Annotated in this window: 13 protein-coding genes; 8 read left to right on the top strand and 5 right to left on the bottom strand. The window is 40.4% G+C overall.

From position 1 onward, the window contains the following. Positions 1-64 precede the first annotated feature (64 nt). Entirely contained in the window at positions 65-1,795 is a 1,731-nt protein-coding gene (locus tag BG00_RS14010) for a bifunctional ornithine lipid synthase OlsF (protein ID WP_036983248.1), read from the bottom strand. 160 nt (positions 1,796-1,955) lie between these two features. On the opposite strand from BG00_RS14010, the gene BG00_RS14005 reads away from it, so the two are divergent. Next, a complete protein-coding gene (locus tag BG00_RS14005) occupies positions 1,956-2,876 on the top strand; it encodes a 2-hydroxyacid dehydrogenase (RefSeq protein ID WP_036983247.1) in 921 nt (306 codons plus the stop codon). Positions 2,877-3,132: 256 nt separating this feature from the next. Here BG00_RS14005 and smrA read toward each other — a convergent pair whose 3' ends face one another. The 3 genes from smrA to BG00_RS13985 form a co-directional block, all read right to left on the bottom strand. Further along, positions 3,133-3,714: a DNA endonuclease SmrA gene (gene smrA, locus BG00_RS13995; RefSeq protein WP_028835393.1), complete on the bottom strand. Its 582-nt coding sequence runs from the start codon at positions 3,712-3,714 to the stop codon at positions 3,133-3,135. Between the two features lie 130 nt (positions 3,715-3,844). Continuing rightward, positions 3,845-4,090, bottom strand: a complete 246-nt coding sequence (locus tag BG00_RS13990; RefSeq protein ID WP_013464466.1) for a hypothetical protein — start codon at positions 4,088-4,090, stop codon at positions 3,845-3,847. Positions 4,091-4,312: 222 nt separating this feature from the next. After that, the gene (locus BG00_RS13985) at positions 4,313-4,621 is read right to left on the bottom strand and encodes a hypothetical protein (RefSeq protein ID WP_253861398.1); all 309 of its coding nucleotides are present in this window, start codon (positions 4,619-4,621) and stop codon (positions 4,313-4,315) included. 102 nt (positions 4,622-4,723) lie between these two features. On the opposite strand from BG00_RS13985, the gene BG00_RS13980 reads away from it, so the two are divergent. Beyond that, entirely contained in the window at positions 4,724-5,107 is a 384-nt protein-coding gene (locus tag BG00_RS13980; protein WP_036983246.1) for a response regulator, read from the top strand. A gap of 66 nt (positions 5,108-5,173) precedes the next feature. Here the strand turns inward: BG00_RS13980 and rpsT are convergent, their stop codons facing one another. Next, positions 5,174-5,434, bottom strand: a complete 261-nt coding sequence (rpsT, locus tag BG00_RS13975) for a 30S ribosomal protein S20 (protein ID WP_008114420.1) — start codon at positions 5,432-5,434, stop codon at positions 5,174-5,176. A 295-nt stretch (positions 5,435-5,729) separates the two neighbouring features. Between rpsT and murJ the strand changes: the two genes are divergently transcribed. The 6 genes from murJ (at position 5,730) to ispH (ending at position 13,006) form a co-directional block, all read left to right on the top strand. After that, the gene (gene murJ, locus BG00_RS13970) at positions 5,730-7,268 is read left to right on the top strand and encodes a murein biosynthesis integral membrane protein MurJ (protein WP_036983507.1); all 1,539 of its coding nucleotides are present in this window, start codon (positions 5,730-5,732) and stop codon (positions 7,266-7,268) included. A gap of 74 nt (positions 7,269-7,342) precedes the next feature. Next, complete coding sequence (gene ribF / locus BG00_RS13965) at positions 7,343-8,269, top strand: bifunctional riboflavin kinase/FAD synthetase (RefSeq protein WP_024602833.1); 927 nt, start codon at positions 7,343-7,345, stop codon at positions 8,267-8,269. Positions 8,270-8,298: 29 nt separating this feature from the next. Continuing rightward, the gene (gene ileS / locus BG00_RS13960) at positions 8,299-11,127 is read left to right on the top strand and encodes an isoleucine--tRNA ligase (protein WP_036983245.1); all 2,829 of its coding nucleotides are present in this window, start codon (positions 8,299-8,301) and stop codon (positions 11,125-11,127) included. 12 nt (positions 11,128-11,139) lie between these two features. After that, positions 11,140-11,640, top strand: a complete 501-nt coding sequence (gene lspA / locus BG00_RS13955) for a signal peptidase II (protein ID WP_036983244.1) — start codon at positions 11,140-11,142, stop codon at positions 11,638-11,640. After that, positions 11,637-12,077, top strand: a complete 441-nt coding sequence (gene fkpB / locus BG00_RS13950; RefSeq protein ID WP_004588360.1) for an FKBP-type peptidyl-prolyl cis-trans isomerase — start codon at positions 11,637-11,639, stop codon at positions 12,075-12,077. Before lspA ends, fkpB begins: the two co-directional genes overlap by 4 nt. Continuing rightward, positions 12,077-13,006 (top strand): 4-hydroxy-3-methylbut-2-enyl diphosphate reductase, encoded by a 930-nt coding sequence (gene ispH / locus BG00_RS13945; protein WP_036983242.1) that lies wholly within the window; start codon positions 12,077-12,079, stop codon positions 13,004-13,006. Before fkpB ends, ispH begins: the two co-directional genes overlap by 1 nt. Positions 13,007-13,008: the final 2 nt, after the last annotated feature.

The raw sequence follows: 13,008 nt of genomic DNA, 5'->3' as shown, positions 1-13,008 counted from the left end.
GTTTAAGTATTTAAGTTTAAGCGCCCAAGCTTAGGCGCTTAAGTTAATATTTTAACGGCAAAGCTTAGTTTATTGAGGCGGTGTTTTGTGCTCCCAAATAGCGTTTTGCTTTACTCGGTTTTACTTTCTCAAGGTCGACCAATACCAATCCATCAATACAATTATTAAATTGCGGATCAATACTAAAACTTAAAAACGTTACCCCATTTGGCTCACATAGCTCGGTGTATTGTTTAAATAGTGTGGGTACATGGGTGCCCATATTAGCCAGTATGTGTTTAAGTTCTACAAAGTCTTCTTTAATGTTGTTACCCATAAACAAATTAGTGCATTGAATCTGCTGCTCACGGGTATGACGAAAAGCATTGTTAGGCGTTGCGAGTGACTTTTCAGAGCCATAATAGTGCTGATAATAATGTACCAGTAAGGATTTTGCTTGCTCTGGCAGTGCATTTGACACACTCACTGCACCAAATAAGTAACGATACTGAGGATAGCGATTAATAAAAGCACCAATGCCATACCATAAATAGTCGAGGCTTTTTCTGCCCCAGTATTTGGGTTGTACAAAACTACGGCCTAATTCTATGCCTTGCTTGAAGTATGGCGTCATCTCTTGGGTATAATTAAATAAGCTATCGGTATAAAGCCCACGTTGAGAGTGCTGTTCAATCACATCCTGCGCGCAGGCTAATCTGTAAGCGCCAACTAGTTCGAGTGATTGTGCATCCCATAAGACTAAGTGTTGATAATGCATGTCGTATTTGTCTATATCACGGCGATTGCCACTGCCTTCACCTACTGCACGAAAGGCAATTTCCCGTAAGCGGCCAAGTTCACGAAATAACGGTGAGCTGCCTTGGTATTGGTATAAATAAATAACCATGCCATCACTGGTTTTACCTAAATGTTCGCAGCTTTCGATGGCTTTTTTTAATTCTTTTTTACACTCTGGTGAGGCAATAGGGGCATGAGTTTTTAGTGGCAGTGTTTTTTTTGTGGTTAAACGGTACAGCTGTTTTCGTATAAGCTCGACCACTTCCTTGTCTTTTAAATCGGGTATTAAATAAGATTCAGGAGCAATGGAGGCGCCTATTTCAAATTCGAGCGATTTTTGGCGCTGTTTAAACATTTCTTTTACTAACAATAAACTGGCAAGCGGTTTATATAGCATAGAGGCACCGTAAAAAAGCGGGCTGTTTCTGGCTTTTATATGTATGGGTAAAATTGGGCTATTAGCTTTTTTAGCGATACGTAAAAACCCGCTGTTCCATTTACAGTCTTTGATCCCTGTTGGTCGAAGTCGAGAAACTTCACCCGCAGGGAAAATAAGTAATGCTCCTTCATTTTTTAAATGCTGGTGGATATTACTCAACTCTTGTTTTTTACTTTGCCCCGACAAATTATCGACGGGCAGTAATAATGAATGCATTGCATCAACGGTCATTAGCATTCGGTTAGCCACGACTTTTAAATCAGCACGCACCGTCGATAACACATTAATTAATGCAAGCGCATCTAAGGATCCAATTGGATGATTAGCAATAATGACAATTTTCCCTTCACTGGGAATATTTTCTATTTGTTTTGCTTTGTATCGAGTGTCAAAATCAAGTTCATCAAGTACTTGCTCGACAAATTCTATTCCTTGAAGATGGGGATAAGTTGTTGCAAAGTTTGTAAACTCTTGTTCATGTAATAAGTAGCTAAGGCTCTTTTTTACCAGTTTTTTTATTTTAAATGAGTTAGTTAACTGTGGTAAGTTAGTCGCAATTACTTTATCTACACTGATCATACGCACCTCTTTTTTATACTAGGCTAAAGCCAATATGTTTAGCTTAGAGTGCAGATATGACAATAAGCGGTCAGTTGTGTGACTTTTTAAAACCGTTTACATACTATTGAATTGAACCATACCAGTACTATTATTCAGGGTTACTTTTTAAGGAATCATCATGTCAGTTTTGGTGGCTATAACAGGTCGAGACAACACAAAATTAATAGCAAAAATGAAATCACGATTGCCTAGTATTCGAATTGAAGAACTTGATGATTGCCAAAATTTAGAGAATGTAGAGTTCGTTTTAGCGTGGAATGCGCCTGCATCACTGTGGCTCACGTTACCAAATTTAAAGGCTGTGTCATCGTTTGGCGCTGGCGTTGATAGCATTGATTTAAGTTTATTACCTGCGGATGTAGAGGTCGTGCGTATTGTTGATAAACAGTTAGCCAACGATATGGCTGAATACGTACTTACCCATGTATTAGCACAAAAATTGCGATTAAAAGAATATGCAATAAAGCAACAGCAAAGTATATGGAAACCTAAAAGAGCGCATAAATATAATCAAGTAAGCATTTTAGGGTTTGGCGAACTAGGTCAAGCATGTGCACATAGGCTGGTTAATAACGGTTTTAACGTAAATGCTTGGAGCCGAAGCCCTAAAACATCAAACATTGCAACACTCTATCATGGTGATGACGGCTTAACACAGATGCTTGCGCAAACCGATTATTTAGTATGTTTATTACCGCTTACCAGCAGTACCCAAGGCATTATTAATAAACAGTTACTTGAGCAACTGCCTGAACATGCTGTGGTGATTAATGTGGCCAGAGGTGGGCATATAGTAGAAGCTGATTTACTTGATGCACTTAACAATACACGTATACGCGCAGCAACGCTTGATGTGTTTGCCAGTGAACCACTGCCAAGCGAACACCCTTATTGGTTGCATCCAAGTATTACTTTAACACCGCACTGTGCTGCGTTGTCAGATCTTGATAGTGTTATTGAACAAATAGCAGAAAACATTTTGCGTTTAAAAGCGAAACAGCCATTAATAAATTGCATTGATAAGCAGCAAGGTTATTAATTGGCAGTTGTTGGCCTTCAAGGATTAAAATTTGTTTAATTTTTAACAGAAACAGCTTGTTAACATTTGTAATTTTTATTATTGTTAAAAACAGTTCTAACAATAATAAAAAATAGGATGAATTATGAAACCCAATCAAGGGGGCGCAAAAATTAGCATCGTGGTTGTATCTATCATTATATTAGGAATATCTGCCTGGTTTAATCAAGCCAATGCGGCAGCGCTGCTGATCTGACCCTTATTTTCACAGCAAGATTTAGCTACGCTTGCTGTGTATTTCTCTGTTTTGATGCTTTTTATCATCACTTTTCTTCAATAAAACATACGTCGCACCACTTCCTCCATGCTGCCTAAGTGCAGTATGAAACGCTAAAACGCATGGAATTGTTTGTAACCACTGATTTACGTAACTTTTTAATATCCCTGGCTTGGTTTTATTTTTAATACCTATGCCATGGCGAACGAGTACCATTCTTATATTTCGCTGATGGCAGTCTTGAACAAAGGCTAATAATGATGCGTGTGCATTTTTTAAAAGTTGCCCATGTAAATCAAGCGTCGCATCAAGCTGATATTTCGCTAATCTTACATTTTTAAAAACCGCGCTTTGTACGCCCTCTTTTTTAAAGCTTAATATGGCAAGTGGATCGAGTAATTCAAGTGGTTCATCCAACGGATTGAACTGTTCAGAGACTAAATCTGATTGTGCTGCTTTATTTTTTTCTTGCTGGGCGATGACCGCTTTATGGTTTTTAGGTGGTAAGGTCACAGTGTCATGCGTTATGGGGGTAACATCTTCCATAGAGGATAAGAATAAATCGAAATCTGACAATGGCATGGGCTTATCTCAAATTAGGCTAATACGAGATAAATTTTAACTTAGTTCAAACCCAGACCCAAGATTTTTAACAGTGAGATATAAAAAAGCCCAGAAAAACTGGGCTATAAAATATTCTAAGGGGAAGTAATTAATGCTGAGATACGCTAAATTGCCCAAACGTATAAACTTTGAACAAGTAAAATGTGTTGATCAACACTAAACTCATATTTGAAATAATACTCGACGACATAAGATCTAAGCTAAATGATAGGAATAACAAACCACACGCACTAATCGCAGCAACGCGAAGTAGTGTCAGCTGGTTGATAAAAAATGCACCTAAACCTAGTGCAAGTAGTAATGTATTTAAAAGCCAATCTAGCTCGTTTAGCATGGTCGTTTCAATAGTTCAGTTGTTGAAAAAAGGAGCGCCATTATGTTGATCTTTTGCACAGCTTTCAACCAAGTAATTTTAAATTTTCAGATTAGTTTTTTTAATGCTAAAAGTAGGTTATTAATACCGAAAATAATCCCTCTTCAACAATAACATGATATTTTTGGCAGCTTTGTGGTTGCTGAAGATCTACACAGAGGTATAGTGTTCTGCGATGCTTATCTAGTCTAGGGTGCAGCGTTGAATCCAGTAGCTTTGGTTTATTGGCAAATAGCCCTGGCCAATACACACTTTTGCTAACCATGGCTGATTTTTATAGGTGAGTAAACTCGGCTTTGGCGCTAAAACAAATATAAGTAATAATATCGTGAAAATAAAAAATGCGGTTAGTTTGGCGCCACGTTTTACACTTACTGCGCGCGGGTTTAATTGTGAGCCAAGGTTTGCAGGCTTGTTACTAGGTATTGGTTTAACATAGGCCGCTTTATTTTTTTGCGACGACTCTATTTTGTGGTTTTCGACATAAAGCAAATCTGGTCTTTTTGGCTTAGCTCTCTATAATAAAGTAAATATCTGTATTTTAAGCAAATCACCAATTTCGCAGACACGGCTTTTAGCCTATAAGGATTATATATGAATACGCAGCTATCTATTTTAATAGTTGATGATGTTAGCACGGTGCGCAGCTTTCTAAGTCAAACATTGATGCATTTAGGGATAGAGAATGTAAAAGAAGCGTCTACGGCCGCGCAGTGCATAAGTGAATGCCGTGCAGCAAACTTTAACATTATATTTTTAGATATAGAGCTACCTGACGGCGATGGTAAAGAGCTTATTGCGCAGATAAATGAGTTATCACCAAAGACAAACGTGGTGATGGTGTCGGCGCATTCAGGCGTTGAAAATGTGAAGGATGCAATAGATAGAGGAGCAAAAGGATTTGTGGTTAAGCCATTTTCTCCGAAGAAAATTGCGGCGATGCTGAAAAAGTTTTATCCAGAGCTCGATAACGTTTAAAAAGCGTATTTATTTTGGGCAAAAAAAAACCGGCAAAAGCCGGTTTTTTTAATCTTGCAAAAACAATTATAGCGCTTTGATTTTAGCAGCTAAACGGCTCTTATGACGAGCAGCTTTGTTTTTGTGGATTAGACCCTTAGTTGCGTAACGGTCTAGGATAGGTGTAGCAACAGAAAAAGCTTGCTGTGCAGCTTCTTTATCGCCAGCTTCAATAGCTACGATTACTTTTTTGAAGTAAGTACGCATCATTGAACGACGGCTTGCGTTGTGCTGACGATTTTTTTCGCTTGTGATAGCGCGTTTTTTTGCAGACTTGATGTTAGCCAAGGTTTGCTCCTAACAATCTTAAATAAAGCTTAAATTAAAGGCCGTGGAATATGCCTGTTTTTATCATGAATGTCAATTTAATTTTAACAATCCAAGAAAAACTGCTCCTTATAACGAACATCAATTTGCCGCTTTAGCAGTTAATGGCGCTATTGTAACAAAGCAAGGGGTTCCAGCCTAGTGCTTTAAAGCGATTTATAAAAAAGACTATGGCATAATTAACTTAATTGCTGATTTTTAATATGGATTTATAGTGTCAAAAGGTTTGTTTCGTTCCGGGATGATTGTAAGTGCAATGACAATGATCTCGCGTATTTTAGGGCTAGTGCGTGATGCTGTTGTTGCTAACTTGTTGGGGGCAGGGGCTGCTGCCGATGTGTTTTTATTTGCAAACCGTATTCCTAATTTTTTACGCCGTTTATTTGCTGAAGGGGCTTTTGCACAGGCGTTTGTACCTGTATTAAGTGAAATCAAAGAACAACAAGGCGATGATAAAGTCAGAATATTTGTTGCACAGGCGGCAGGTACACTCGGCACAATTTTACTACTCGTTACGCTTTTTGGTGTTGTGGCATCCCCCGTTATCGCCGCTTTATTTGGTACTGGTTGGTTTATTGATTGGTGGCAAGGTGGCCCTGACGCAGAAAAGTTTGAGCTTGCCAGTTCACTATTAAAGCTGACCTTTCCTTATTTATTTTTTGTAAGCTTAGTGGCGCTTAGTGGCGCAGTAATGAATGTGTACAACCGTTTTGCAGTTGCCGCATTTACTCCTGTATTACTTAATGTTTCTATTATTGGTTGTGCCATTTTATTGCATGACCAATTTTCTGTTGGTGCATATGCATTAGCAATAGGCGTATTTTTAGGGGGCGTGGTACAGCTATTATTTCAACTGCCGTTTTTATACAAAGCAAAAATGTTGGCGCGCCCGCGTTGGGCGTGGCAAGACGAAAATGTTAAAAAAGTGCGTAAATTAATGCTCCCAGCGTTATTTGGTGTATCAATTAGTCAAATTAACTTATTACTCGATACGGTAATAGCTTCATTATTGATGACAGGCTCTATCGCTTGGCTGTATTACTCAGATAGACTGATTGAATTCCCACTTGGTTTATTTGGTATTGGTATTGCGACGGTTATTTTACCTGCGCTATCAAAATTACACAGCAGTAAAAAAAGTAGCGACTTTCAACATACCCTAGATTGGGGAGTGCGATTTGTGATTTTTTTAGGGCTCCCGGCCATGATAGGGTTGATGATTATTAGCCCGTTGATTATTACTGTGCTGTTTGATCACGGCGCATTTAAAGGGGCTGGCATTGATCACGTTAAGGCAGTGAGCTTAGGGGTGGTTGCCTACTCGGTGGGATTAGTCAGCTTTATGTTAATTAAAGTGTTGGCGCCTGGGTTTTATTCTCGCCAAGATACGAAAACACCGGTGCGCATTGGCATTGTTACTTTGGTGCTTAACATGGTGTTTAATATTATGCTGGCCCCCTTTATTGGCTATTTAGGCTTAGCACTGGCAACCTCTATGTCGGCTAGTTGTAATGCCTACTTACTGTACCGACAGCTTAAAAAAGAGAATGTTTACCAGTTCTCCAGCATGAGTGGCTACTTCACTTTGAAGTGTTTGCTGGCGAGTGTGACGATGGGCGCACTGGTGTGGTTTACCAGTAGACACTATGATTGGCCTAGTTGGCACTTTAGTGAACAAGTTATGTTGTTGGTTGTGTTATTAATTATTGCGGTTGTTAGTTACTTTTTTATGTTGTTTTTGATGGGCGTTAGACTAAATACGATAAAAAGTGTAGCAATTACTGAATCAAATTAAAAAAAAGATTATAATCGGACACTCTGCGACCCAAGGTCGCATTTTATCGCTCGCTGAAAAAGGCATTAGGTGGCATGGAGTTAATTAGAGGTATACACAATATACGCCCACAACATTTTGGTTGTGTGCTAACCATTGGTAATTTTGATGGTGTTCATTTGGGTCATGCTGCCGTATTAAAAGGGCTGTTAGCGGATGCCAAAGAAAATAATTTACCCAGCACTGTAATGTTATTTGAGCCTCAGCCACAAGAGTTTTTTGCAAAAAACAATGCCCCGGCTAGGCTTACTCGACTGCGTGATAAACTTCGTCTATTGAGTAACTTGGGGATTGAGCGCGTTATTTGTATTAGCTTTAATCAAGCGTTTGCAAATATGCATGCGGAGCAGTTTGTGAGCGATATTTTAATTAAAAAGCTGGGCGTTAAAGCATTAACGGTTGGCGATGATTTTAGATTTGGTAAACAGCGCCAAGGAAATTTTAGCCTATTGGCTAATATGGGTACTCAAGCGGGAATGAGTGTTAAAAGCACTGCCAGCTTTAGGCAATTAAATGCTAGAGTAAGCAGTACCTTAATACGAGAAGCGCTTGCTGAGGGTGACTTGGTTAGTGCAAAAGTCATGCTTGGGCATAATTATGCGATATCTGGGCGAGTTATTCACGGCTGGAAAAAAGGCCGGGAACTAGGTTTTAGAACGGCAAATATTGCGCTAAAGCGTCAAGTTTGTCCGGTTAATGGCGTATTTGCGGTTCAAGTAATGATCGCAGGAAAACACGTTTTTGGGGTAGCTAACATTGGAAACAAACCCACATTTAATGGAACTCGTGCCTTATTAGAAGTACACCTTTTTGATTTTGCACAAGATATTTATGGACAATTTATGCATGTGGAGTTGATTGAAAAACTCCGCAACGAGAAAAAATTCGAGACATTAACACAACTGACGGCACAAATAGCAACCGATGTTGCCGCCGCTAAGCAGTGTTTTGGTTTAAATTAGGTAGCCGATAGAGACGGAAAGTAGGATTAATGAGCGACTACAAACATACTTTGAATTTACCGGAAACAATGTTTCCAATGCGTGGCAATTTGGCACAACGTGAACCAAAAATGCTTAAAGCATGGTATGAAGACGACCTGTATGGTCAAATTCGCAGCGCAAAGAAAGGTAAAAAAACTTTCATTTTGCATGACGGCCCTCCGTATGCAAACGGCGATATCCATTTAGGCCATTCAGTAAATAAAATATTAAAAGATATTATTGTTAAGTCTAAAACCTTATCAGACTTCGATGCGCCATACGTACCGGGTTGGGACTGTCATGGTTTACCAATCGAGTTAATGGTTGAGAAAAAAGTCGGTAAACCCGGTGTTAAGGTAACTGCTGCAGAATTTCGCGAAAAATGTCGTGCCTATGCTAAAAAGCAAGTAGAAGGCCAAAAAGTAGACTTTAAACGTTTAGGCGTTTTTGGTGATTGGGATAAGCCTTACTTAACCATGAACTTTGACTTTGAAGCCAATGCAATTCGTGTATTAGGTCGCATTATAAAAAATGGCCATCTACATAAAGGCGCAAAACCTGTGCATTGGTGTACAGATTGTGGCTCTGCATTAGCAGAAGCAGAAGTTGAATACCAAGATAAACAATCGCCAGCTATCGATGTACGTTTTACTTTTGCTGATCAAGATGCAGTAGTAAATGCGTTTAACTTAGCTGATGGCCATCAAGGCACTGGCAGTGTAGGGACTGTTATTTGGACTACGACACCGTGGACTTTGCCAGCTAACCGTGCGGTTGCTGTGCATGCTGATTTAGAATACGCGCTAGTACAAGTAGACGATGAAGGTGCTCAGCAGCGTCTGATTTTAGGTTCTGAGCTTGTTAAAGATACGATGGATCGTTTTGGCTTTAACCACTTCCATATCCTTGGCTATGTTAAAGGTGCAGCACTTGAAAACTTAAACGTTGCACACCCATTTTACGACTTTAACGTACCGGTTATTGTAGCTGAACACGTAACCACAGATTCTGGTACGGGTGTTGTACATACTGCACCTGGTCATGGTCAAGAAGATTTCGTGGCAGGCCTTGAGTATAATCTTGAAGTAGCTAACCCAGTTGGCGCAAACGGAGTGTACTTACCTGACACTGAATTATTTGCCGGTCAGCATGTGTTTAAAGCCAATGCGAGTGTAATTGAGGTATTAAAAGAAAATAATGCCTTAATGCATCATCATGCATTAACTCATAGCTACCCACATTGTTGGCGCCATAAAACGCCTATTATCTTCCGTGCCACACCACAATGGTTTGTTAGCATGGATCAGGCTAACTTACGCAAAGATTCACTGGCTGAAATTAAAAATACTCAATGGTTACCTGAATGGGGCGAAAGCCGTATTGCCAACATGGTTGAAGGCCGCCCTGATTGGTGTATTTCGCGTCAACGTACGTGGGGTGTACCTATTGCATTGTTTGTTGATAAAGACACGGGTGCATTACACCCAAATACTCAAGAGCTGATTGAACAAGCTGCAGTACTTGTGGAAAAATCAGGTATTCAAGCATGGTATGACCTAGAGCCTGCTACTTTGCTAGGTGAAGAAGACGCTAAACAGTACATGAAAGTACAAGACACGCTAGATGTGTGGTTTGACTCAGGTGTGACTCATGCCTGTGTTGTTGATGCGCGTGAAGATTTAGTTGGTCCTGCAGATTTATACCTTGAAGGTTCTGATCAACACCGTGGTTGGTTTATGTCATCAATGATGACTTCAGTGGCAATTAATGGTCATGCACCATACAAGCAAGTGCTTACGCATGGCTTTACGGTTGATGAAAACGGCCGCAAAATGTCTAAGTCATTAGGCAATGTTATTTCGCCACAAAATGTGATGAATAAATTGGGCGCTGATATTTTACGTTTATGGGTAGCATCAACTGATTACACGGCAGAAATGACCGTATCCGATGAAATATTCAAACGTTCGGCAGATCGTTACCGTCGTATTCGTAACACCAGCCGTTACTTACTTGCTAACCTAAGTGGTTTTGATCCAAAAACGGATCAAGTTGCTGTTGATGATATGGTTGAGCTTGATAAGTGGATTGTTGGCCGTGCAGCCCAATTACAAGAAGAAATTTTAGCGGCTTACGATAGCTACCAAATGCTATTAGTAACGCAAAAGCTAATGAACTTCTGTACCGGTGAGCTTGGTTCGTTCTACTTAGACGTTATAAAAGACCGTCAGTACACGGCAAAAAGCGACAGCCATGCACGTCGTTCTTGTCAAACAGCGCTTTATCATATTGCTGAAGCAATGACGCGTTGGATGGCGCCAATCATGAGCTTTACTGCTCAAGAAATTTGGGAAGCACTTCCTGGTGAGCGCAGTGATTATGTATTTACTTCAACATGGTATGAGGGATTACAAGCACCAACAACGACCAAGTTTAGTAATGAAGACTGGCAAGCTATTTTAAATGTGCGTGACGAAGTGAACCGTCTGTTAGAAGCTGCACGTAAAGAAGAAGTGATTGGCGCAACATTACAAGCAACCGTAAACCTGTTTGCCAGCAAAGAGCTTGCAGCAAAACTTGCGGCGTTAGGCGATGAGCTACGTTTTGTGTTGTTAACCTCTGCGGTTAACGTTACCGAGGTAGATAGTCAACCTGCAGATTCACAAACTACTGAAATTGATGGTTTATACATTAGCGTATCAGCAACGGATGCTAAAAAGTGTGAGCGTTGTTGGCATTACAGTGAAGATGTAGGTGTTGAGCCAGCTCATCCTGAAATTTGTGGTCGCTGTGTAAGTAATGTTGACGGTGAAGGTGAGAAACGTCAATTCGCTTAGGAGTTGTTTTTAGTGAGCAAACTAGCCCAAAAAAGTGGTTTAGTGTGGCTTTGGTTAAGTCTATTACTGCTTGTAATAGACTTTGCCAGTAAAACACTGGTTGTTAACACCATGGCCTATGGCGAGTCAATTAATTTGCTGCCTGTTTTTAGCATTACTTATGTGCATAACTACGGTGCAGCCTATAGCTTTTTAAGCGAAGCAGGCGGCTGGCAGCGTTGGTTTTTAAGTGCAATAGCAATCGCGATTAGTTGTTTGTTGGTGTGGTGGTTAAAACGTCTTCCAGCGTCTAATAAAGTATTATGTGGTGCTTACTCGTTAGTTTTAGCCGGTGCTATTGGTAACTTGTACGACCGCATTGCCTATGGTTACGTTATTGATTTTTTACATGTATTTTACGAAGACTCACATTTTCCCGTATTTAATATTGCAGACTGCGCTATTTGTATTGGTGCTGCATTATTACTATTTGACGCCTTTACAGGCGAAAGTCCGAAGGAGCATAAAGCATGAGCCAAGCTGTAATTGGTGAAAACTCAGAGGTTATTTTTCACTTTTCTATTAAACTAGAAGATGGCTCTGCCGCAGACTCAACCAAGGTGCATAACAAGCCGGCTAAGCTCACTATGGGTGATGGCAGCTTAACGGCTAATTTTGAAAAGTGCTTACTAGGTTTAAGTGCAGGCGAAAGCAAAACGTTTGAGCTTGAGCCAGAAGACGCCTTTGGCCAACCTAATCCAGATAATATTTACTATGTAGAACGCAGTAAATTTGGTGCAGAAACACCCGCTAAAGTCGGCGCTATTATTGCCTTTACTCAGCCAGATGGTACTGAGCTGCCAGGACTGGTTCGTGAAGTGCAAGGCGAGTCAGTTACTATCGATTTTAATCATCCGTTAGCAGGGCAACGTTTAACGTTTGAAGTAGACATTATTGAGGTGCAGGGCTAATGGATATTTTATTAGCTAATCCACGAGGCTTTTGTGCAGGGGTAGACCGCGCAATTAGTATTGTTGAGCGCGCTTTAGATATTTTTGAAAAGCCAATTTACGTACGCCACGAGGTCGTTCATAACCGCTATGTAGTAGATGGTTTAAAAAATCGTGGTGCCGTATTTGTTGAAGAGCTAGACCAAGTACCTGATGACAGCATTGTTATTTTTAGCGCCCATGGAGTATCGCAAGCAGTTCGTTCTGAAGCGAAGCGTCGTGATTTAAAAGTATTTGACGCAACATGCCCATTAGTGACTAAAGTGCATATGGAAGTAACGCGCGCAAGCCGTAAAGGTATTGAATGTATTTTAATTGGTCACCATGGTCACCCAGAAGTAGAGGGGACTATGGGCCAGTATGACAATAACGACGGTGGTATTTACCTTGTAGAGACCGCAGAAGATGTTGCCAAACTTAACGTTAAAAATGCTAATAACCTATTTTATTGTAGCCAAACCACGCTTTCGGTTGATGACACTGCAGATGTAATTGATGCGTTGCGCGAAAAATTCCCCGCAATTGATGGCCCGCGCAAAGATGATATTTGTTATGCCACACAAAACCGCCAAGATGCTGTACGTGATTTAGCAGATAAAGTTGATGTGCTATTAGTTGTGGGGGCAAAAAACAGCTCTAACTCCAATCGTTTACGAGAACTAGCTGATAAAATGGGCACGCGTGCGTACTTAATTGATGATGCCAGCAATGTTGAAGCGCCATGGTTTGATGGTATCAATAGTGTGGGGGTTACCGCAGGCGCGTCAGCACCTGAAGTGCTAGTTCAGCAAGTGATTACCCGCTTAAAAGAGCTCGGTGGTAACCAAGTAACAGAAAACCCTGGTGAAGAAGAAAACATTGTTTTTGCTGTACCAGTAGAGCTGCGTTAATT

The organism is Pseudoalteromonas sp. SCSIO_11900, assembly GCF_000576475.1.
GTDB lineage: Bacteria > Pseudomonadota > Gammaproteobacteria > Enterobacterales > Alteromonadaceae > Pseudoalteromonas > Pseudoalteromonas tetraodonis.
This window is presented reverse-complemented; position numbering and strand designations above follow the sequence as displayed.